This is a genomic window from Micromonospora sp. DSM 45708, from assembly GCF_039566955.1.
GTDB lineage: Bacteria > Actinomycetota > Actinomycetes > Mycobacteriales > Micromonosporaceae > Micromonospora.
Genome location: NZ_CP154796.1, coordinates 516555 through 537772 on the forward strand (window position 1 = coordinate 516555; position 21218 = coordinate 537772).

Genomic DNA, 21218 nt, shown 5'->3' on the forward strand with positions numbered 1-21218 from the left:
GCGCCCGGGGCTGACGAAACCCATCGAAACTATTTCCTGGAGGTAGAAGATGCGACGACCACGCGCAGCGGTCGCCGTCGGCGGCGCCATCGCACTGGTGGTGGGACTGGGCGCCTGCTCGGAGAACACCGGCGAGGGCACCAAGGTGGACGGCAACCGGCAGCAGACCGGCGTCATCGCGACCGACCCCAAGGACTCCCAGGGGCCGGCGGCGGAGGTGGACGGCGCGACCAAGGGTGGCACCTTCACCATCATCCGGGAGACCCCCATCTCCCACCTGGACCCGCAGCGGACGTACTCGTTCGCCGGCCTGATGACCAACCCGCTCTTCGCCCGCTACCTGACCACCTGGAAGGACGACGGCAAGGGCGGCCTGGTGCTGGTCGGCGACCTGGCCGAGACCCCGGGCAAGAACGTCAACAACGACTGCAAGGTCTGGGAATTCACCATCAAGGACGGGGTGAAGTTCGAGGACGGCAGCCCGATCACCGCCAAGGAGATCGCGTACGGCATCGCCCGGTCCTTCGACCCGGACCTCACCGGCGGCCCGACCTACCTCCAGGAGTGGCTGGCCGACACCCCGCAGTTCGACACCAAGTGGGACTTCAAGAAGAACAAGACGTCGCTGCCGCCGGGCCTGACCACGCCGGACGACAAGACGCTGCGCTTCGAGTTCGCCAAGCCCCGCTGCGACCTGCCGTTCGCGGTCTCGCTGCCCACCACCGCGCCGCTGAAGCCGGAGAAGGACACCGGCGTCAACCTGGACCAGAAGCCGTTCTCGTCCGGCCCCTACAAGGTCGCCAAGAACCAGGTCGGCGTGCAGCTCACGCTGGACCGCAACCCGAACTGGGACGCGAAGACCGACCCGGTGCGGCACCAGTACCCGGACCAGTTCGTCTGGACCTTCGGCCCGACCGCGGACGCCGCCAACAACCGGGTGATCGCCGACAACGGCGCCGACCAGAGCGCGCTGGCCTTCAACTCGGTGCCGTTCTCGCTGGTCGCGAAGGTGGCCGGTGACCCGGCGCTGAAGTCCCGCACCCTGCTGTCGCCGACCCCGAGCGCCAACCAGCTCGTGATCAACACCCAGCGGGTCAAGGACCTGAAGATCCGCCAGGCGCTCAACTACGCGATCGACCGGGAGGGCCTGGTCAAGGCGCTCGGCGGCCAGACCGTCGCCCAGCCGATCACCACCCTGATGCCGCCGTCGACCATCGGCTACAAGGCGTACGACGCGTACCCGGCGGGTGCCAACGGCAACATGGAGAAGGCGAAGGAGCTGCTCGGCGGCCAGACGCCCGAGTTGGTCCTCGGCGTCGCGGACAACACCAACGAGCAGCAGCAGGCGATCCAGCTCAAGGGCAACCTGGAGCGCGCCGGCTTCAAGATCACCGTCCGGAACATCCCGGACGACGCGAAGCTGGACGAGGTCAAGAAGAAGAACAACCCCTGGGACCTCTACATCGGCAACTGGGCCGCGGACTGGCCCAGCGGCGCGTCGATCCTGCCGGTCCTCTACGACGGGCGCACCATCAAGGCCGAGGGCAACAGCAACTCGTCGTACTTCAACGACGACGCGATCAACGCCGAGATGGACCGGATCCTGGCCATGCCCCCGGGCGAGCAGGGCCCGGAGTGGGGCAAGCTCGACGAGCGGATCATGAAGGAGTTCGCGCCGGTGGTGCCGCTCTACGTCGACGTGGCGTACAACGTGCACGGCTCCAAGGCCGGCGGCGTCTTCATCTCCTCCGTCTTCGGCTACCCGAACTTCGTCAACGCGTACGTCAAGCAGTAGCCCGCCGGCCCTCCGGTAAGGAGGGGCCCCCTCTCGACACCTGCGTGTGAGAGGGGGCCCCTTCTCTACCCGAGGCGTAGACAGGGGGCCCGTCCTTACATCAAGTAGCGGCGGAGGAAGTCCAGCTCCAGGCGGAGCAGGCGCTCGGCGACGCCGCCCGCCGCCAGGTGACTCGCGCCGGTGAGCGGCAGCACCGCGTGCGGCCGGCCGGTGGCCAGCAGCGCGGCGGAGAGCCGCAGCGTGTGCGCCGCCAGCACGTTGTCGTCGACCAGGCCGTGCACCAGCAGCATGGGTCGGGCGTCGGCCGGGGCGCCGAGCGGTTCGGCGGCCAGCTCCACCAGCGAGTGATGCGCGTAGATGTCCATGCCGTCCTCCGGCAGGCCCAGGTAGCGCTCGCTGTACGCGGTGTCGTACAGCGCCCAGTCGGTGACCGGCGCGCCCACGATCGCGCACTTGAACAGCTCCGGGTGGCGCAGCACCGCCAGGCCGGCGAGCCAACCGCCGAACGACCAGCCGCGCACCGCCACCCGGTCCAGGTCCAGGTCGGGGTGCTTCCCGGCGAGCGCGGTCAGCGCGTCCACCTGGTCGGTCAGGATCACGTCCGCCACCCGGCGGTGGATCGCCTTCTCGAACGAGGGCGCGATGCCGGGCGTGCCCCGGTTGTCCACGGTCACCACCGCGAAGCCCTGCTCGGCCCACCACTGCCGCTCCAGCCAGGCGCTGCGCGCCGCGATCACCTCCTGGTGGCCCGGGCCGCCGTAGACGTCCACCAGCACCGGCAGTCGGGTGCCCTTGACGTGCTCGGCCGGGTAGAGCACCGCGCTGGGCAGCCGCCGGTCGGTCACCCGCACCAGCGTCGGGCGCGGCGCGTACGGGCAGGTGGCGGCCAGCGAGCGCAGCTCGCCCACCTCACGGTCGCCGTGCCACACCCGCCAGCGGACCCCCGCGTACTCCAGCGAGGCGACACCCACCGCCAGCGTGGACCCGCCGATGGCGGCGGTGTGCCAGCCCGGGTCGCTGCCCATCCGGCGGGCGTCCATCCCACCGCCGATGGTGGTCCGCACCCGGTAGAGGTGGCGCTGGCTCGGTTCGCCCTCGCTCGCCTCGACCAGCAGGTCGGCGGCCGTGTCGGGGCCGGCCGGCAGCCGCCCGACGACCCGCCGCACGTACAGCGAGGGCGGGGTGAGCAGCGTGCCGTCGGCGAACAGGCAGCGGGCGTCGTACCCGTCGTGGGCCAGCTCGCCGCCGACCAGCACCCGGCCGTCGGGCAGGTGCGCCGGGGTGCCGGGAATCGGTTCCACCCAGCGCGGGTCGGCCAGCTCGGCGTGCACCTGCGTCTCCCCGGTACGCGGGTCGACCGCAAGCACCAGGCCGTGCTGCTGGGAGCGGCGCAGCACCGTGATCAGCGGCCCGCCGTCCGCCCACTCCACCGAGCTGAGGTAGGGGTAGGTCTCCCGGTCCCAGTGCACGTCGACCCAGCCACCGTCGAGGTCGAGCAGGTGCAGGCTGACCTCCGCGTTCGGGCCACCCGCCACCGGGTACGCCAGGGACGTCGGCGGCGTCGCCGGCTCGGCCGGGTCGTGCAGGTACCAGCGTGGCAGGCGGGACTCGTCGACCCGGGCGGCCAGCACCGCGCGCCCGTCCGGGGCCCACCAGTAGCCCCGGTACCGGTGGAACTCCTCGGCCGCGATGTGCTCGGCCAGCCCCCAGGTCACGCCGCTGTCCTCGCCGGCGAGCAGGTTGTCCGTACCGTCCGGCTCGACCACCCGGAGCTGGCCCCGGCGGACGCCTTCGGCGGCGTCGGTGACGTAGGCCAGCCGCTCGCCGGTCGGGTCCGGACGCGGGTCGATCACCGGCCCGACGGTGGCCACCTCGACCACGTCGCCGTGCCGGAGGTCGGCCCGGAACAGCCGCCCGGCCAGCGCGAACGCGGCCACCCGGCCGGGGGCGTCCAGCGCGTAGCCGCCGATGCCGCCGGAGCTGAGCCGCAGCCGCTCGCGCAGCGCCCGCTCGCCGGGCGCCGGACGGGCCGGCTCCGCGTCCGAGCCGAGCAGCACCGCCGGGTCGGCGACCAGGCGTTCCTCGCCGGTGTCGACGTCGAGCAGCCAGAGCGCGTCGGCCGGGTCCTCCGGGCCGGCGGAACGCAGGAAGAGCACCCGGGAGCCGTCACCGGCGACGGTCACGGCGCGCGGCGCCCCCAGGCTGAACCGACGGGTACGGGCGGCCAGCTCGGGAAAGTCCACGCCTGCAGATCGTAGGCGGGCACCGGGCGTGATGTGGCCGACCTGGGCGGACGCATCACCGCCGGACGGGCAGGACCGCCGGTTAGAGTGACGGGCGTGACGACGCTGCCCGACCGACGCCTGTTGCTGGTCCACGCGCATCCCGACGACGAGTCGATCGGCACCGGCGCGACGATGGCGCACTACGCCGCCGCCGGCGCCCACGTCACGCTGGTGACCTGCACGTTGGGCGAGGAGGGCGAGATCCACGTGCCGGCGCTGGCCGGGCTCGCCGCGGCCGAGGCCGACCAGCTCGGCGGCTACCGCATCGCGGAGCTGGCCGCGGCCTGTGCCGCGCTCGGCGTCACCGACCACCGGTTCCTCGGCGGCGCGGGCCGCTACCGCGACTCCGGGATGATGGGGATGGCCACCAACGAGCACCCCCGGGCGTTCTGGGGGGCCGACCTGGACGCCGCCGCCGGGCACCTGCTGGAGGTGATCCGCGACGTCCGCCCCCAGGTCGTGGTCACGTACGACCCGAACGGCTTCTACGGCCATCCCGACCACATCCAGGCGCACCGGGTGACGATGCGGGCGGTGGAGTTGGCCGCGGCCGAGGGGGCCGCCCCGGCGAAGGTCTACTGGACGGCGATGCCGCGCAGCGTGCTGGACGCCGGCCTGGAGGCGTTCACCGAGTCGTCGGACAACCCCTTCGCCGGCATCTCCGACGCCGACGAGCTGCCGTTCGGCACGCCGGACGCGCAGATCGCGGCGCGGGTCGACGCCACCGAGCAGCACGCCGCCAAGGAGGCGGCGATGCGCGCCCACGCCACGCAGATCCCGGCCGACTCGTGGCTCTACGCGATCGCCGGCAACTTCGGCGCCGAGTTCATGGGGGTGGAGTACTTCACGCTCGCGGTCGGCGAGAGAGGGCCGGGCGGCGGCCCGTACGGCTGGGAGGACGACCTCTTCGCCGGGTTGGCCCTGGACGGGTCGGACCGTTCCCCGGTCGCGGCCGGTCTCCGGTGACGTCGCCCGCCGTAGCCGTGTCGGTCCTTCCGGAGCAGCAGCCGCCCGCACCGCCCAGCGCGGCCCAGCGGGCGCTGGACCGCGTACTGCGGGTGGCCGGCGGCGTGGTGTCGGTCTGGGCCGGCGCGCTGTTCGCGCTGCTCGATCTGATCTTCGCCACCTGGGCCTGGGCGGTGGTGCAGGGCCGGTCCGGGGCCGCCCAGGCGCTCGTCGGCATCGGTCTGGCGGTCGCCGGGATCGCCGCGGTGGCGGCGTCGACGGTGCTGCTGGGCTGGTTCGCGCACCTGGCGACGGGCAGCCGGTGGGCAGTGGCGCTGGCCGCGCTGCCGTGGTTCCTGGTGATCGTCGTGGGCGGGTTCCGGACCACCGAGGGCGATCTGGCGCTCGCCGGCGACAACGTGCTCGGCCTGGCGTTGATCGTCTCCGGCGCGGTCACCTTCGCGGTGCTCGGCTTCCGGCACGTGGTGACGCCGCCGGTTGACCGCTGAGATGCTGACGCCGCACAGGCGGCGGTGGTAGACATTCCTGCCAGAGGCTCGCCGCCGGGGCGGGCGGTACGTGCGGGAGGCGTGCGATGGGTCAGCGGTGGCGTGCGGTCGGGGTGCTGACGGCCGCGTTGTTCGCGGTCAACGTGGTGGCCCGGCTGGTCATCAGGTTCGCCTTCCCGGACGACGACACCGCCGCCGCCCGGGTCTCGCTGGTGATGTTCCTGGCGATCGGCCTGATCCTGGCCGGCGCGTCGTTCCGCTGGGGCGCCGCCCGGCCGGTCGGGCACTGGGCCGGTGACCTGGCCGTCGCGGTGGTGGCGGCGCTGGCGCTGACCGTGTTCGTCGGCCCGCTGCTGGTCGGCGAGAACCCGTTCGGCGGGGGCGCCGGCCTCTTCTTCGCCCAGATCTGGCTCTACCTCGCGGCCACCGCGGCCGGGGTGCTGGTCGGCTACCTGACGCTCACCGCGTTGGGCCGTGACTTCCGCTCCCGCCAGCTCAAGCGGTACGCCGAGCTGAAGGCGTCCCGGCCCCGCCGGATCGTCCGCCGCTGACGTCAGGGCGCCACCCGGGTCAGGTAGGTGTGGTGGGTGGTGAAGCCGAGCCGGCGGTAGAGCGCCACCGCGCCCACGTTGTGCTGCTCGACCTGGAGGAACGCCCGGGTGGCCCCCTCGGTCGCGGCCCAGCGGGCGAGCGCGCGGACGACCGCTTCGGCGTACCCGCGCCGGCGGGCCTCCGGCAGCACTTCGAGCAGGCTCACGCCGAACCACCGACCCCCGCCGGTGACGGTGCCGCGCCCCACCGCGAGCAGCCGGCCGTCGACCCGTAGCTCGGCGAAGCGGACCCGGTCCACGGCGGTGAGCACGTGCCGTGCGGCCTCCGGGAGCCCGCCCTTGCGGTCGGCGGCGATCGCCAGCCAGTCGTCGGTGGGCGCGGTGGCCAGCGCCACCGGCGGCGGTCCGGCGGCGGGTGCCGGGGCGGTCCGGTCCGGCGCGGTCCCGTCCGTCGACACGGGCGGCGGGGCGGTCAGGGTGGTGAGCGGCACGGTCTGGACCAGCACCGGTGGGCGGGCCGTCCAGCCGCGCGCGTCGAGCTCCGCGCCGACCGGGGCGGCCAGCGGCAGCGGCGTGTTCACCAGGGCCGGCTGGCCGAGGTCGGCGTACCAGCGCTGCACCGCGTCCAGCGCCGCCGGCAGCGGCCGGTCGGGGTCGCCGATCGGCAGCGCGCTGTTCGCCCGGCCGGTCCAACCGGCCGCGGAACGCAGCCGCCAGTCGCCGAGCCGGCCGCTCACCGGGGCCGGCCACGCCTCATCGCTTGCGCTTTCCAGTTCGACCACGGCGGCGGCGGTGGGCCGGCGGGCCGGTGGCACCCGCTTCGCCCGGTGCACCTCGTCGACCGGCACGCGCAGCGGGCCATGGGCGGTGACCAGCGTAATGTGCGTCTCAGTCAGCTCGACCAGCTCGCCGAGCGCGTCGGAGAACAGCGGCCGGCCCTCGCGAATTTCCACGATCCGGCGGACCACGATCCGGTGTCCCACATCCTGCTGTCGGAGCACGATCGACCTCCTCCCCGGCGAGATACTAGGCTCTTACCGTTGCGGATGATCGCGACGAGTCTTGCGGAGGAGAAGACCGGTGACCTACATCATCGCCGAGCCGTGCGTGGATGTGCTCGACAAGGCATGCATCGAGGAGTGCCCGGTCGACTGCATCTACGAGGGCAATCGGATGCTCTACATCCACCCCGACGAGTGCGTCGACTGTGGGGCCTGCGAGCCGGTCTGCCCGGTGGAAGCGATCTTCTACGAGGACGACGTGCCGGAGCAGTGGAAGGACTACACCGGCGCGAACTACGAGTTCTTCGAGGACCTGGGCTCGCCCGGGGGCGCCTCCAAGATCGGCAAGGTGGAGAAGGACGCCACCTTCGTCGCCGCGCAGCCGCCGCGCGGCGAGGGCCACTGAGCCGGCCCGCGCCGGTTTCGGCACGGCTGCCCGAGTTCACCTGGGACACGCTGGACGCCGCGGCCGTCACGGCCGCGGCGCATCCGGAGGGTCTCATCAACCTCTCCATGGGTACGCCTGTCGACCCGGTGCCACCGCTGATCCGGCAGGCGCTGGCCGACGCGTCGGACGCGCCGGGCTACCCGCTGACCGCGGGCACGCCCGCCCTGCGGGAGGCGATCGCGGCCTGGGTGGCCCGGGCCTGCGGCGCGGGCGTCGACGGGCTGGGCGTGCTGCCGACCATCGGCTCCAAGGAGCTGGTGGCCTGGCTGCCCACGCTGCTCGGGCTCGGCCCGGGTGACGTGGTCGTGGTGCCGCCGGTGGCGTACCCGACGTACGAGGACGGGGCCCGGCTGGCGGGTGCCACGACGGTGCGCAGCGACTCGTTGACCGCGCTCGGCCCGGACCCGCGGGTCCGCCTGGTCTGGGTCAACTCGCCGGGCAACCCGACCGGGCGGGTGCTGCCCGCCGCCCACCTGCGCAAGGTGGTCGAGTGGGCCCGGGAGCGCGGTGCGGTGGTCGCCAGCGACGAGTGCTACCTGCCGTTGGGCTGGGACGCCGAACCCGTCTCGGTGCTGTCCCCGCAGGTGTGTGGCGGGGACTACGCGGGTGTGCTGGCGGTGCACTCGCTCTCCAAGCGTTCGAACCTGGCCGGCTACCGGGCCGGCTTCGTGGCCGGTGACCCGGCGCTGGTGGCCGAGCTGCTCAAGATCCGTAAGCACGCCGGGATGATCGTCCCGGCGCCGGTGCAGGCCGCCATGGTGGCCGCGCTCGGCGACCAGGCGCACGCCGACGCCCAGCGGGAACGCTACCGGGCGCGGCGGGAGAAGCTGCGGGCCGCGTTCACCGGCGCCGGCTTCACGGTCGAGCACTCCGAGGCCGGGCTCTACCTCTGGCTGACCCGCGGCGAGGACTGCTGGGACACGGTCGACTGGCTGGCCCGGCGGGGCATCCTGGTGGCCGCCGGCGTCTTCTACGGCCCGGCCGGCGCCCGGCACGTCCGGGTGGCGCTGACCGAGTCCGACGCGCACGTCGACGCGGTGGCCGGCCGGCTCGCCCACTCCTGACCGCCGGACGCTTCCGGGACCCACCCGACACCGTGGCCCCCGGCGGCGTGCCGGGCGATATCCTCGGCGGGACTTCCCGCGGGGCCGCCCCGGCTCCGCCGACGACGCGGACCCGAGGTGGACCGATGGTGGGCGAGGCCGGCGGGCTGGCACGCGCGGCGGTGGTCGGCACCGGGCTGATCGGCGGCTCGATCCTGCTCCGGATCCGCGACGCCGGGCTCGGCGTCGCCGGCTGGGACCCCGATCCGGCCGTCCGGGCGCAGCTATCCGAGCGCGGCGTCGCGGTCGCCGGGACCGTCGAGGAGGCGGTGGCCGGCCGGGACGTGGTGTTCGTCTGCGGCCCGCTGCCCACGCTGCCCACCACGCTGGCCCGGGTGGCCGCCGCCACCGACGACGGGTGTGTGCTCACGGACGTGGGCAGCGTCAAGGCGGAGGTGGCCACCGCCGCGACCGCGCAGGGTCTCGGGCACCGGTTCGTGCCGGGTCACCCGATGGCCGGCGCGGACCGGGCCGGGCTCGGCGCGGCCGGCCCGGACCTGCTCGACGGCGCGGCCTGGGTGCTCTGCCCGGGGCCCACCGGGCTGACCGCCTTCCGGCGGCTGGCCGCGCTGCTCGTCGACGTCTTCCACGCCCGGGTGGTGCCGATGTCCGCGCCGGAGCACGACGCCGCCGCCGCGCTCGCGTCGCACGTGCCGCACGTGCTCGCCGGCGCGCTGGCCGGCACGGTGCAACGCTCGGCGCTGCGGGACGCGGTGCTGGCGCTGGCCGCCGGCAGTTTCTCCGACGGCACCCGGGTCGCCGGGGGGCCGCCCGAGCGGACCGCGAACATGCTGCTCGGCAACCGGGACCGGGTGCTCGCCGAGCTGGCCGGCGTCGGTGACGTCCTGACCGAGCTGACCGCCGCGCTGCGGGCCGGGGACGCCGAGGCGCTGGCCGGCCGGCTGGCCGAGGGGCGGGCGGCGCGCGCCGCGCTGCGCGGCCGGGAGTTCGGCACGCACCGCCGGGAGTTCCCGGCCGACGCGGACCACGCCGGCGAGCTGGCCTACCTGCGGGAGCTGGGCGCGGCGGGCGGTCACCTGACCGGGTGCCGGGTCACGGCCGGCGCGGTCGCGTACACCGCGCACCTGCCGGCCACCCCGCCGTTAGGCTGAGCGGCATGGCGGACGCACCGGTCGTGGCGGTACGCGGCGAGGCGTACCGGGAGGTCGCTCCCGAGCTGGCCCGGTTCACGGTGACGGCGGCGGTACGCGACCGCGACCGGGAGACCACGCTGACCCGGCTGGCCGAGCGGGCCGCCGCGGTGCGGGCGCTGCTCGACGCGGCCGGGCCGACCGTGGCGCGGCGGGAGACCGGTCAGGTCAACGTCTGGCCGGTGACCAGGCGCTCGGGCGACCGGGTGGTGGCCTACCAGGGCAGCGTGAGCACCACGGTCACCGTCACCGACTTCAGCGCGCTCGGCGAGCTGATGCTGCGCCTGGCCGACCACGAGCAGGTCGAGGTGGCCGGTCCGGTGTGGTCGCTGCGGCCGGACAGCCCGGCGTACCGGGAGGTGCGGCACGCCGCGATCGCGGACGCGCTGGCCCGGGCGCGGGAGTACGCCGAGGCGCTCGGCGCCCGGGTCACCGCGTTGCGGGAGCTGGCCGACACCGGCCTGACCGCGGCCCCGCCGATGCTGGCCAAGGCGGCGTACGCCCGGTCCGGTGAGTCCGTGCCGGAGCTGGAGCTGGATCCGGCCCCGCAGCCGGTGCACGCGGCGGTCGAGGCGCGGTTCACCATCAGCGAGCCGGTGCTCGGCTGATGCCGCCGGCACAGGTGCTCCCGTTGGCCGAGCTGGTCGCCCGGGCGCGGGCGCTCGCCGGGGACGGCCCGCGGCAGCTGCTCGGCATCGCCGGCGCGCCCGGCGTGGGCAAGTCCACGCTGGCGGAGCGCATCGTCGCCGAGGTGGGCCCGGCCGCCCGGCTGGTGCCGATGGACGGCTTCCACCTGGCCGGGTCGGCGTTGACCCGGTTGGGCCGGGCGGCGCGCAAGGGCGCGCCGGACACGTTCGACGTCAACGGCTTCGTCGCCACGCTGCGCCGGTTGCGGCGGCTGGAGCCGACCTCGGTGTGGGCACCGGAGTTCCGCCGCGACCTGGAGGAGCCGGTCGCCGGGGCGATCGAGGTGCCGCCCGAGGTGCGGCTGGTGGTCACCGAGGGCAACTACCTGCTGCTGCGGGACGACCCGTGGGAGGAGGTGCGCTCCCTGCTGCACCAGGCATGGTTCCTCGACCTGGACGCGGAGCTGCGGCTGCGCCGCCTCACCGTCCGGCACCAGGCGTACGGGAAGTCCGCGGAGCAGGCCCGCGCCTGGGCGCTCGGCAGCGACGAGGAGAACGCCCGGCTGGTCGCCGGCACGGCCGGGCACGCCGACCTGGTGGTCCGGCTGGCCGAGCCGCCGTCGGCGTGACGGCCCGGCCCCGGCGCGGTTCCGCCGGTCGGGTGCCGTCGGCGGGTCCCGGTCAGCCGACGCCGGGCCGCGGTGACGGCACGCTCCGGCGCAGCAGGCGGGCCACCACGGCCCGTTCACGGATGAACTCCACCGCCTCCGGGTAGCCGCTGTGGCTGCGGATCGGCGGGTCGGCCACCTCGCCGCCGGTCGGGTGCAGCGCCTCCGGGTCGGCCACCGACACGTCCCGCTGCCCGGCGCTGACCTGCCAGCCGAGCGGGTCGGTGTCCCGCCAGAAGTTCGTCCAGGCGACGTGGCCGCCGGGCCAGGTGACCGCCCGGGCCAGCGTGCGCAGCCGCTCCGGCCCGAAGTAGGACGGGAAGATCCGGCCGTAGAGCCGGGTGAGCTGGCAGCCGTAGGAGAAGAACCAGGTCCGCTGCCGCCACCGACGGGGCAGGTGCAGCAGCACCGCGGCGCAGATGACGGTGCCCTGGCTGTGCCCGGAGAGGATCACGCCGTCCATCCGGTCCGGGTGGTGGGGCGGCAGCGCCAGCAGCCCGGCGACCCGGGTCTGGAGTTCCGGTACGGCGCGCTCGGCGTAGCTGGGCGGGGCGAGCGGGTGTGCGGCCCGTGGCCAGAACGTGCACACGTCCCAGATCACGCCGACCGAGCGGCGGACGGAGTCGGTGCGGTAGACCATCAGCCCGAGCGCGCTCGTCACCACCGGCAGCCAGCCGAGCACGGCGTCGCCGAGCTCGGCGGTCCAGTGGATCGCGGTCTGCCAGCCGGCCGGGGAGAGCGGGCCGGGCCGGTGGCCGGAGAGCGCGGCGGTGCAGCACAGGATGATCAGGAGCGCGGCCCCGGCGGCGAACCAGCCGATCAGCCGGACCGCGTGCTCGCCCACCAGGCGGTGCAGCGCCCGGTAGGTGCTGACGTCGCGGCAGCGGCGCAGGTCGTGCGGGGAGAGGCCGTCGGCGGAGGTCAGCCGGGCGTACTCGGCGCGGCGCAGCCGTTGCAGCAGGTACCCGGCGCGCAACAGCAGCCCGAGCAGGATGAGCAGCCCGATCACGCAGGCCAGCCCGGCCCAGAAGACGGCGAGCGGCGGCACCACGCGCCCCCGGTCGGCGGAGTCGACCGGCCCGTCGAGCCGTTCGCTGACCCAGTAGAGCAGCCCGGCGCAGTACGCGACCGCCATTATCCAGCCGAAACCCGCGATGACCGCCGGCGCGCAGCCGTACCAGGCGAGGCCGGTGTACGCGCCGAGCGGCTGGGTCGGCACGGCGGGCCGGAGGCGCGGCATGAGCAGCCCGGCGATGGCGAGCGCGATGGCCGGGCCGACGAGCATCCAGGTGTGCAGCCCGGCCGGTGCGGCCGGCAGGCCGGGCAGGCCGCGTTCGATCCAGGCCACCCCGAGCGGCAGCAGCACGGCGGCGACGCCCGGCCCGGCCAGTGCCCGCCGCCCGGAGCGGTTCGCCGCGCCGATGGCCACCAGCAGCAGCACCTGGTAGGTGACGAGCCAGGCGAGCGCGGTCTCGTAGCCGGGGAGCGGGCGGGCGGCGCGGCAGCCGGCGAGGTCCGGGACCGCCGGGCAGCCGACCGGTGGCCGGTACGTCGCCAGTGGCCGGCCGGCCGGCCCGTCCGGGAGCAGCAGGAGGACGAACGTGCCGACCAGTCCGAGCGCGGTGAGCACCGCCACCGCGATGCTCCACCGGCCCAGCGGGGTGGCGCCCTGGCGGCGGGTCAGCCAGGGGCGGCCGACCGCGACCACGGCGATCGTCACCACGGCGACGAACAGCGCGACGGTCGGCCAGGCGACCACGGCCCGCAGTCCGCGCGGCGGGTCCATCAGCAGCACCGCGGTGACCGGCACGGCGGCGGCGGTCACCGCCCCGGCGCACAGGTGCAGCACCGCGGCGCGGCGCAGTTGCCCCTCACCGTTCCAGAACGTCGGGTCCTGCAACGGGTTCTCCAACGGTTCCGGCGGTTCGGCCGGCCCGCTCCCGTCCGGGCGGGAGCGGGGTTCGGCCGGCATCTCCGCCTCGTACTGGTAGGTGCGCCAGGCGACCAGCCCGATCGCGGCCAGCACGAGCAGCGGCAGCAGCAGCCCGAGGGCCAGCGCCCGGGTGTCCCGGCGCCACCAGGCGTTGCCGAGGAACTCCCACGGGCCGGGGAGCTGGCCCAGGCACTCCCGTCCCACGCACTGCCAGCCGATGAGGTCGACGCCGATCCCGGTCACGGCGATGACCAGGGTGCAGGTCAGGCTGAGGCAGAACAGCCGGATGAGCCAGGCGGTGATGCCGGAGCGGCTGGCCCAGCGTTCCCGGTCCGGGTCCGCCGGGATGCCGGCCCGGGCGTGCAGCGCGACGTTCGCCAGCGCGAAGGGCAGCAGCAGCGTCCAGAGCGCGCGTTCGATGTCCCGCCGGGTCCGCGCGCCGGAGGTCAGCTTCCCCCAACTGTACGCCTCGACGCTGATCGGTTCGTCCCGCATTGCCCGGGACGAACGGTAGAAACCGGTCACCTGTCCGCCGGCGACCAGCTCCGGCTGGGGGCCGTCACCACCCGGTCCGGGGAGGCCCAGCAGCTGATCCGGCGGGGTGTTCGACACCCCGTGCACCCGTAGTTCCAGCACGCGCTCCATCGGGGCCTCCCCAGAGTGAGCATCTCACTACCCAGAGTGCGCGCTGAATCCGGAATCCGCATCCCCCCGGAGAGTTGTTTTGGCAGCTCAGGCGTCAGGTAAGGGTCCTGATCGGCCGGGCCGGGTTACCCACCGCCACCACGTTCGCCGGCAGGTCGCGGGTCACCACCGCGCCGGCGCCGACCACCGTGTTGTCGCCGACGGTCACGCCGGCGAGCACGATCACGCCACCGCCGAGCCAGACGTTGTCGCCGATGGTGATCGGCTTCGCCGCCTCCCACTTGGCCCGGCGGGCCTCCGGCTCCACCGGGTGCGTGGCGGTGAGGAGCTGCACGTTCGGTCCGATCTGGACGTCGGCGCCGATGGTGATCCGGGCGACGTCGAGGAAGACCGCGTTGAAGTTGACGAAGCTGCGTGGCCCGAGGTGGGTCTGGGAGCCGTAGTCACAGTGGAACGGTGGCCGGATCCAGGCGTCCTCGCCGAGCGTGCCGAGCAGTTCGCGCAGGGCGGCGAGGCGGCCCTGCGGGTCGCCGGCCGCGCTGCGGTTGAAGCGTTCGGTCAGCCGGGCGGCGCGCTCCAGGTCGGCGACGATCGCGGGGTCGTCGGCGAGGTACGGCTCGCCGGCCAGCATCCGGTCCTTCATGGCGCTCATTGGTGGATCATCCACGGTCCGGCCGCTCGACGGGAACCGGTTCGGTCGGATAGCTGACTTCCGGTTGCATACCCGGTATGCAATTCTGATGGTCCGCATCGATGTGCCTTCTGTCGATGAGACGCCTCACCGAGGAGGAAAGGTTGCCCCGGAACCGCAGGAAGCTGGCCGCGCTCGGCCTCACCCTGGGCCTGGCACTCGGCCTACCCGTGCCCGCGCACGCCGCCACGTCGGCGGCCCCGACCGCCAAGCCCGCCCCGACCGGGTCGTCGACCCGGCCGGCCACCGTCACCCTGATCACCGGTGACCAGGTCACCGTCGCCGCCGGCAATCGTGCCGCGGTCCGCCCCGGCGCCGGCCGCGCCGGTTTCCAGTTCCTGGTCCGCCGTGAGCACGACGGCCTCAGCGTGATCCCCCAGGACGCGCTGGCGCTGATCCGTTCCGGCCGGCTCGACCGGCGACTGTTCGACGTCACCGGCCTGATCGCGGCCGGCTACGACGACGCGCACCGGGACACCGTGCCGCTGCTGGTGTCGTACCGGCCGGGGGTGGCCCGGCGGGCCGCGGCCCCGCTCGCCGGCACCCGGGTGACCCGCGACCTGCCGGCGATCGGCGGCGCGGCGCTCACCGCGACCAAGGCCGACGCCGGCCCGCTCTGGCGGGCGGTCGCCGCGGACCGCTCCGGTGCCCGGCTCGACGCGGCGGGGGGTGTCGACCGGATCTGGCTGGACGGGCGGCGGCGGCTGACGTTGGACCACAGCGTGCCGCAGATCGGCGCGCCGGCCGCCTGGGCCGCCGGATACACCGGCAAGGGCGTGAAGGTCGCGGTGCTCGACACCGGCGTCGACCTCACCCACCCGGACCTGGCCGGCAAGGTCGCCGAGTCGCGCAACTTCAGCGAGGAGACGGACCCGGACGACCTCGTCGGGCACGGCACCCACGTCGCCTCGATCATCGCGGGCAGCGGAGCCGCCTCCGGCGGGAAGTACCGGGGCGTCGCCCCGGACGCCACGCTGCTGTCCGGAAAGGTCTGCGAGACGTACGGCTGCACCGAGTCGGCGATCCTGGCCGGCATGCAGTGGGCCGCGGCCGAGCAGCACGCCACCGTGATCAACATGAGTCTGGGTGGCTTCGACACGCCGGAGATCGACCCGCTGGAGCAGGCGGTCGAGACGCTGACCGCGCAGACCGGCTCGCTCTTCGTGGTCGCCGCCGGCAACGACGGCGCCGACGGTTCGGTCGGCTCACCGTCCACCGCCGACGCCGCGCTGTCGGTCGGCGCCGTCGACCGCAACGACGACCTGGCCGACTTCTCCAGCCGCGGTCCGCGGGCCGGCGACGGGGCGATCAAGCCGGACATCACCGCGCCGGGTGTGGAGATCGTGGCCGCCCGCGCCGCCAACGGCCAGATCGGCGACCCGGTGGGCGACCGGTACGTCTCCCTCTCCGGCACCTCGATGGCGACCCCGCACGTGGCCGGCGCGGTGGCGCTGATCGCCCAGCAGCACCCGGGCTGGAACGCCGGCCGCTACAAGGCCACGCTGATGGCCTCGGCCCGGCCGCACCCCGACCAGACCGCGTTCCAGCAGGGCGCCGGTCGGGTCGACGTGGCCCACGCGATCACCGAGCAGGTGACCAGCGAACCGTCCTCGCTCTCGTTCGGCGTCGCGGTCTGGCCGCACGCCGACGACAAGCCGATCAGCCGGACCGTCACCTACCGCAACGGCGGCACGGCCCCGCTCACGCTGGAGCTGAACGCCGGGTTCACCGGCCCGGACGGGCAGTCCGCGCCGGCCGGCATGCTCACCCTCAGCGCCTCCCGGCTCACCGTCCCGGCCGGCGGCACCGGCCAGGTCACCGTCGTGGTGGACACCCGGCTCGGCGGTGCCGACGGGTACTGGACCGGCCGGCTGACCGCCCGGTCCGGCGACACCGTCGCGGTCACCCCGCTGGCGGTCAACCGGGAGGTGGAGAGCTACGACCTGACCGTCACCCACCGGAACCGGGCCGGCGCGCTCACCGGTGACTTCTACACCACGCTGATCGGGCTCGACGACGGCGCGACCCGGGACGTGGTCGACGCCGACGGCGAGGCCACGATCCGGGTGCCCAAGGGCCGGTACGGCGTGCAGAGCCTGCTCTTCGTGGACGGCGACGAGGGCTGGTCGGAGATCTCCATGCTGACCCAGCCGGAACTGGTGGTGACCGGGAACCAGCGGCTCACCCTGGACGCCCGACGGGCGAAGCCGGTCCGCACCACCGTGCCGCAGCGCGGCGCGGCCCCGCTGCTGATCGACTTCACCGCCGCCTGGAACTTCGGCGACTACTACGCCAGCTTCGGGCTGTGGACGGGCACCTTCGACGGCCTGTACTCGGCCCAGCTCGGTCGCACCGTCTCGGACAAGGTCTTCGTCGGCTCGCTGGCCAGCCAGTGGGCCGAACCGACCGCCCCGGAGCGCAGCCCCTACTTCTACGGGCTGAGCGACGTGTTCCCCGGCCGGTTCCCGACCGGATTCGTCCGGCACTACCAGCCGGCCGACCTGGCGCACGTCACCAGCCGCTTCGCGAACGGCTACGCGGGGCTGGAGAGCGAGTGGATCGTCTACCCGGAGCTCGACTACAACACGGGCGGCTCGGCGATCATCCTGCCGGTCCCGACGCCCGGGAAGCGGATCGAGCACCTCAGCACCAGCCGTACGCGCTGGAACTTCGAGCTGGACCTCGGCAAGCGGGACGAGGAGGGCTGGCTGAACACGCAGGCGGTGCTGGAGTCCGGACCGACCCGCTACCGGGCCGGCCACAGCTACGCCGAGAACTGGAACGCCGCACCGTACGGGCCGTCCTTCCCGCAGCCGCGCTGGCCCGAGCAGGGCATCACCCGAACCGGTGACACCATGGTGGTCTCCCTGCCGATGCACAGCGACGCGGCCGGGCACCTGGGCGGTTCGCTCAACGACACCGAGCGCACCGCGCTCTACCGCAACGGCAAGCTGGTCGGCGAGGTCGCCGCACCCGGCTACGGCGTGTTCGAGGAACTGCCCCCGGGCCTCGCGAACTACCGGCTGGAGACCGTCGCGAAGCGTTCCTTCACCGACCTCAGCACCGAGGTCTCGGCGAGCTGGACGTTCCGCTCGAAGCGGGTGCCGGGCGAGACGCCGGCCCGGCTGCCGGCGATGGCGGTCCGGTTCACCCCGCCGCTCACGGTGGACGGCACCGCACCCGCCGGTCGCACGTTCGCGGTCCCGGTGGCGGTCCAGCGCCAGCCCGGCGCGCCGGCCGGCACGGTCGCGGCGCTCACCGTCGACGTGTCCTACGACGGCGGGAAGACGTGGCGCAAGGCGCCGCTGAAGAAGCAGGGCACCGGCTGGACGGCCACCGTCGTGCACCCGGCCGGCCCCGGCTACGTGTCGCTGCGGGCCTCGGCCCGTGACGACGCCGGCAACACCGTCACCCAGCGGATCATCCAGGCGTACCGCCTGCGGTGAGCCCGGCCGTCCGGGTCCGTGGCGTCGCGCCGCGGACCCGGACGGGGACCGTCTAGTTGTTGGCGTGCAGGGCGGCGTTCAGCTCGATGCCCCGGCCGGTCCGCGGCCTCGCCTCCAGCGCGCCGGTCACCGAGTTGCGCCAGAACAGCAGCCCGTCCACGCCGGACAGCTCGCGGGCCTTGACCACCCGGCCGTCCGGCAGGGTGATCTTCGAGGCCGCGGTGAGGTAGCAGCCCGCCTCGACCACGCAGTCGTCGCCGAGCGAGATGCCGACGCCCGCGTTCGCGCCGACCAGACTGCGCTCGCCGATCCGGACCCGGTCCTTGCCGCCGCCGGACAGCGTGCCCATGATCGAGGCGCCGCCGCCGATGTCGGAGCCGTCACCGACCACCACGCCCTGCACGATCCGCCCCTCGACCATCGAGGTGCCCAGCGTGCCGGCGTTGAAGTTGACGAAGCCCTCGTGCATGACCGTGGTGCCGGCGGCCAGGTGCGCGCCGAGCCGGACCCGGTCCGCGTCGGCGATCCGCACCCCGGCCGGCACCACGTAGTCGGTCATCCGGGGGAACTTGTCCACCCCGAAGACGGCCAGGTGGCGGCCGGCGGCCCGCTCGATCACCCGCAGCTCGTCGACCCGCTCCGGCGGGCACGGCCCGGCCGAGGTCCAGGCCACGTTGGCCAGCTTGCCGAAGATGCCGTCGAGGTTCAGCTCGTTCGGCCGCACCAGGCGGTGGGAGAGCAGGTGCAGGCGGAGGTACGCGTCGGCAGCGTCCTTGATCGGGTCGTCCAGCGAACCGATCACCGTGGTCACCTCGACGGTACGCAGGCCGGGCAGCGCCCGCTCGCCGATCGCGCCCGGTGGCAGGTCGAGCACGTCGGCCTGGTCCTCCCCGGGCACCAGCGGCAGCTCGCCGAGGCCCAGCTTGCCGGTCGGGTACCAGGTGTCCAGCACCTGGTCGTCGGCGGTGACGGTGGCCAGGCCGATGCCCCAGGCGGATGGTGCGGACGTCACGGTGTCACCCTTCTGCTCCGGCGGCGGCGTCCGCCGCTGCTCGCGGCCGCGGGCGCGGAACGTGTTCCTCGCACCCACCGGGGATGACGGTACCGTGCGAGACATGCAGAACCCGTTGACCCCCGAGGTCCTGGCCGATCCGGTGGCGCTGACCCGTGCCCTGGTCGACATCGAGTCGGTCTCCCTCAACGAGAAGGCGATCACCGACTGCGTCGAGGAGGTGCTGCGTGGCGTACCCCACCTGAGCACCTACCGGCACTCGAACACGCTGATGGCCCGCACCGACCTGGGCCGCCCGCAGCGGGTGGTGCTCGCCGGCCACCTGGACACCGTGCCGCTCAACGGCAACTTCCCGTCGACCATGCGCGGCGACCTGATGTACGGCTGCGGCACCTCCGACATGAAGTCCGGGGTGGCCTTCGCGCTGCACCTGGCCGTGACGCTGCCCGACCCGCGCTACGACGTCACGTACTTCTTCTACGAGGCCGAGGAGATCGAGTCCCGCTACAACGGCCTCACGCTCGTGGCGCAGAGCCACCCCGAGTGGCTGACGGCCGACTTCGCGGTGCTGCTGGAGCCCACGTACGGCATCGTCGAGGCGGGCTGCCAGGGCACGATGCGGGCCACCGTCACCACGCACGGCGAGCGCGCCCACGCCGCCCGGTCCTGGCACGGGGTGAACGCCATCCACGGCGCCGGTGAGGTGCTGCGCCGGCTGGGCGCGTACGAGGCGCGTCGGGTGACCATCGAGGGCTGCGACTACCGCGAGGGGCTCAACGCCACCGGGATCCACGGCGGGGTGGCCGGCAACGTCATCCCGGACCGCTGCGAGATCGAGATCAACTACCGGTACGCCCCGGACCGGAACCCGGCGGAGGCCGAGGCCCACCTGCGCGAGGTCTTCGCCGGCTTCGACCTGACGGTCACCGACGCGGCGGCCGGTGCGGCCCCCGGGCTGGACAACGCGGCGGCGCAGGAGTTCCTGGCCGCGGTCGGCGCCGCGCCGATCGGCAAGCTGGGCTGGACCGACGTGGCCCGGTTCGCGGCCATGGGCATCCCGGCGCTCAACTTCGGCCCCGGTGACCCCAACCTGGCGCACCACAAGGACGAGCACGTCGAGCTGACCAAGATCCGGGACGGCGCGGCCACCCTGCACCGCTGGCTGGCGGCCTGACGTACCGACGATCCGCAGGCCCGCGCCCGGCGTCGCGGGCCTGCGGACCGTCAGGCGCGCGCGGTCAGCGGCGCGTCCGCCTCGTCGGTGTCACCGGCCGGCTCGGAGTGGTGGGCCTCCATCATCCGGGCGCGGCGACGCTCGGCCACCACGTCGTGGATCCGCCGCTGCATCTGCCGGCGGATCCGGATCATCTCGCTGTTGCTGATCAAACGCTGGCTCCTCCCCCGAAGGCGCGTCCCCCGGGCATACCGGGTATGTGAATAGTAAGACGTACGGGCGAGCGAATTAGTTGCCTTGATCGCAAAGATTTTCTCCGGCTCGCCGGCCTCCGCGCCCCGTCGCCGCCGCTCCACTACGGTGGCCCCATGAGCGAGAGCACCGGGAGGCCGACTGAGCAGGGGCCGCGGGTCGAGCGGCACCGCGGAGCGGTCACGCTGCGCAACCGGGCGATCCCGAACAGCACCGCGGACCAGCGGCTGCTCGACTCCCGGGGCCGCGGCGACTGGAAGACCAAGGACGCCTGGCGGGCGCTGCGGATCCTGTCCGAGTTCGTCGAGGGGTTCGACACGCTCGCCGACCTGCCGCCCGCCGTCAGTGTCTTCGGATCGGCCCGCAGCAAGCCGGACAGCCCGGAGTGCCGGCTGGCCGAGGAGCTGGGCGGCGCCCTGGCCCGGGCCGGCTACGCGGTGATCACCGGCGGTGGGCCGGGCGTGATGGAGGCCGCCAACCGGGGTGCCGGCGAGGCGGGTGGTCTCTCCGTCGGGCTCGGCATCGAGCTGCCGTTCGAGCAGGGCCTCAACGACTGGGTCGACCTGGCCATCGACTTCCGCTACTTCTTCGCCCGCAAGACCATGTTCGTCAAGTACGCGCAGGCGTTCGTGGTGCTGCCCGGCGGCTTCGGCACCATGGACGAGCTGTTCGAGGCGCTCACCCTGGTGCAGACCGGCAAGGTGACCCGGTTCCCGGTCGTGCTGATGGGCGCCGACTACTGGGGCGGCCTGCTCGACTGGATGCGCGCCACCATGGCGGCCGACGGCAAGATCGGGCCGAGCGACCTCGACCTGATCCGTGTCACCGACGACGTCAACGAGGCGGTCCGGCACATCGTGGAGGCCGAGGCGGTGCTCTCCGCCGAGCAGGAGGCGGTACGCGAGGAGGCGGTCGCCCGGGTGGCCGCCGACCAGCACGCCGCCGCCGAGGCCGCACCCGAGGGCCCGGCCGGGTCGCGCTGA

At 74.1% G+C, this 21218-nt stretch carries 18 protein-coding genes; 12 read left to right on the forward strand and 6 right to left on the reverse strand.

Annotated elements, in window-relative coordinates:
• The first annotated feature begins 49 nt into the window (after nt 1-49).
• On the forward strand, nt 50-1795 hold the full coding sequence (locus VKK44_RS02600) for an ABC transporter substrate-binding protein (RefSeq protein WP_343445250.1): 1746 nt from the start codon (nt 50-52) through the stop codon (nt 1793-1795).
• 95 nt (nt 1796-1890) lie between these two features.
• Here the strand turns inward: VKK44_RS02600 and VKK44_RS02605 are convergent, their stop codons facing one another.
• Nucleotides 1891-4038 carry a S9 family peptidase gene (locus tag VKK44_RS02605; RefSeq protein ID WP_343445251.1) on the reverse strand — a complete coding sequence of 716 codons (2148 nt, stop codon included), beginning with the start codon at nt 4036-4038 and terminating at the stop codon, nt 1891-1893.
• An 87-nt stretch (nt 4039-4125) separates the two neighbouring features.
• Here VKK44_RS02605 and mshB point away from each other — a divergent pair, with 87 nt between their 5' ends.
• From mshB to VKK44_RS02620, 3 genes are all read left to right on the forward strand, one after another.
• On the forward strand, nt 4126-5046 hold the full coding sequence (mshB, locus tag VKK44_RS02610; RefSeq protein ID WP_343445252.1) for an N-acetyl-1-D-myo-inositol-2-amino-2-deoxy-alpha-D-glucopyranoside deacetylase: 921 nt from the start codon (nt 4126-4128) through the stop codon (nt 5044-5046).
• Between the two features lie 17 nt (nt 5047-5063).
• Nucleotides 5064-5534 (forward strand): hypothetical protein, encoded by a 471-nt coding sequence (locus tag VKK44_RS02615; protein ID WP_458351596.1) that lies wholly within the window; start codon nt 5064-5066, stop codon nt 5532-5534.
• An 86-nt stretch (nt 5535-5620) separates the two neighbouring features.
• Nucleotides 5621-6085 carry a hypothetical protein gene (locus tag VKK44_RS02620; RefSeq protein ID WP_343445254.1) on the forward strand — a complete coding sequence of 155 codons (465 nt, stop codon included), beginning with the start codon at nt 5621-5623 and terminating at the stop codon, nt 6083-6085.
• 2 nt (nt 6086-6087) lie between these two features.
• On the opposite strand, the gene VKK44_RS02625 is transcribed toward VKK44_RS02620, so the two are convergent.
• Nucleotides 6088-7086, reverse strand: a complete 999-nt coding sequence (locus VKK44_RS02625) for a GNAT family N-acetyltransferase (RefSeq protein WP_343445255.1) — start codon at nt 7084-7086, stop codon at nt 6088-6090.
• Between the two features lie 79 nt (nt 7087-7165).
• Here VKK44_RS02625 and fdxA point away from each other — a divergent pair, with 79 nt between their 5' ends.
• From fdxA to VKK44_RS02650, 5 genes are all read left to right on the forward strand, one after another.
• The gene (fdxA, locus tag VKK44_RS02630) at nt 7166-7492 is read left to right on the forward strand and encodes a ferredoxin (protein ID WP_007464872.1); all 327 of its coding nucleotides are present in this window, start codon (nt 7166-7168) and stop codon (nt 7490-7492) included.
• Nucleotides 7489-8598: a succinyldiaminopimelate transaminase gene (dapC, locus tag VKK44_RS02635; RefSeq protein ID WP_343447629.1), complete on the forward strand. Its 1110-nt coding sequence runs from the start codon at nt 7489-7491 to the stop codon at nt 8596-8598. Before fdxA ends, dapC begins: the two co-directional genes overlap by 4 nt.
• Nucleotides 8599-8723: 125 nt before the next feature.
• On the forward strand, nt 8724-9749 hold the full coding sequence (locus VKK44_RS02640; protein ID WP_343445256.1) for a prephenate dehydrogenase: 1026 nt from the start codon (nt 8724-8726) through the stop codon (nt 9747-9749).
• Between the two features lie 5 nt (nt 9750-9754).
• Nucleotides 9755-10396: an SIMPL domain-containing protein gene (locus VKK44_RS02645; RefSeq protein WP_343445257.1), complete on the forward strand. Its 642-nt coding sequence runs from the start codon at nt 9755-9757 to the stop codon at nt 10394-10396.
• Nucleotides 10396-11043 (forward strand): nucleoside/nucleotide kinase family protein, encoded by a 648-nt coding sequence (locus VKK44_RS02650; RefSeq protein ID WP_343445258.1) that lies wholly within the window; start codon nt 10396-10398, stop codon nt 11041-11043. Before VKK44_RS02645 ends, VKK44_RS02650 begins: the two co-directional genes overlap by 1 nt.
• A 52-nt stretch (nt 11044-11095) precedes the next feature.
• Here the strand turns inward: VKK44_RS02650 and VKK44_RS02655 are convergent, their stop codons facing one another.
• A complete protein-coding gene (locus tag VKK44_RS02655; protein WP_343445259.1) occupies nt 11096-13660 on the reverse strand; it encodes a hypothetical protein in 2565 nt (854 codons plus the stop codon).
• Nucleotides 13661-13754: 94 nt separating this feature from the next.
• Nucleotides 13755-14312, reverse strand: coding sequence for a sugar O-acetyltransferase (locus VKK44_RS02660; RefSeq protein ID WP_343445260.1), 558 nt, complete (start codon nt 14310-14312; stop codon nt 13755-13757).
• A gap of 116 nt (nt 14313-14428) precedes the next feature.
• On the opposite strand from VKK44_RS02660, the gene VKK44_RS02665 reads away from it, so the two are divergent.
• Complete coding sequence (locus tag VKK44_RS02665; protein ID WP_343445261.1) at nt 14429-17797, forward strand: S8 family serine peptidase; 3369 nt, start codon at nt 14429-14431, stop codon at nt 17795-17797.
• A gap of 52 nt (nt 17798-17849) precedes the next feature.
• On the opposite strand, the gene dapD is transcribed toward VKK44_RS02665, so the two are convergent.
• Nucleotides 17850-18809, reverse strand: coding sequence for a 2,3,4,5-tetrahydropyridine-2,6-dicarboxylate N-succinyltransferase (dapD, locus tag VKK44_RS02670; RefSeq protein ID WP_343447630.1), 960 nt, complete (start codon nt 18807-18809; stop codon nt 17850-17852).
• A gap of 103 nt (nt 18810-18912) precedes the next feature.
• Between dapD and dapE the strand changes: the two genes are divergently transcribed.
• Entirely contained in the window at nt 18913-19983 is a 1071-nt protein-coding gene (gene dapE / locus VKK44_RS02675) for a succinyl-diaminopimelate desuccinylase (RefSeq protein ID WP_343445262.1), read from the forward strand.
• A 50-nt stretch (nt 19984-20033) separates the two neighbouring features.
• Here dapE and VKK44_RS02680 read toward each other — a convergent pair whose 3' ends face one another.
• A complete protein-coding gene (locus VKK44_RS02680; RefSeq protein ID WP_343445263.1) occupies nt 20034-20195 on the reverse strand; it encodes a hypothetical protein in 162 nt (53 codons plus the stop codon).
• Nucleotides 20196-20351: 156 nt separating this feature from the next.
• On the opposite strand from VKK44_RS02680, the gene VKK44_RS02685 reads away from it, so the two are divergent.
• A complete protein-coding gene (locus VKK44_RS02685; RefSeq protein WP_343445264.1) occupies nt 20352-21218 on the forward strand; it encodes an LOG family protein in 867 nt (288 codons plus the stop codon).

Bases quoted from the DNA above. Each gene is read 5' to 3' on its own strand.
- VKK44_RS02640 (WP_343445256.1), top strand. From the start codon at position 8,724: ATGGTGGGCGAGGCCGGCGGGCTGGCACGCGCGGCGGTGGTCGGCACC.
- VKK44_RS02685 (WP_343445264.1), top strand. From the start codon at position 20,352: ATGAGCGAGAGCACCGGGAGGCCGACTGAGCAGGGGCCGCGGGTCGAG.
- VKK44_RS02665 (WP_343445261.1), top strand. From the start codon at position 14,429: ATGAGACGCCTCACCGAGGAGGAAAGGTTGCCCCGGAACCGCAGGAAG.
- VKK44_RS02600 (WP_343445250.1), top strand. From the start codon at position 50: ATGCGACGACCACGCGCAGCGGTCGCCGTCGGCGGCGCCATCGCACTG.
- VKK44_RS02645 (WP_343445257.1), top strand. From the start codon at position 9,755: ATGGCGGACGCACCGGTCGTGGCGGTACGCGGCGAGGCGTACCGGGAG.
- dapE (WP_343445262.1), top strand. From the start codon at position 18,913: ATGCAGAACCCGTTGACCCCCGAGGTCCTGGCCGATCCGGTGGCGCTG.
- VKK44_RS02655 (WP_343445259.1), bottom strand. From the start codon at position 13,660: ATGGAGCGCGTGCTGGAACTACGGGTGCACGGGGTGTCGAACACCCCG.
- VKK44_RS02650 (WP_343445258.1), top strand. From the start codon at position 10,396: ATGCCGCCGGCACAGGTGCTCCCGTTGGCCGAGCTGGTCGCCCGGGCG.
- VKK44_RS02620 (WP_343445254.1), top strand. From the start codon at position 5,621: ATGGGTCAGCGGTGGCGTGCGGTCGGGGTGCTGACGGCCGCGTTGTTC.
- VKK44_RS02660 (WP_343445260.1), bottom strand. From the start codon at position 14,312: ATGAGCGCCATGAAGGACCGGATGCTGGCCGGCGAGCCGTACCTCGCC.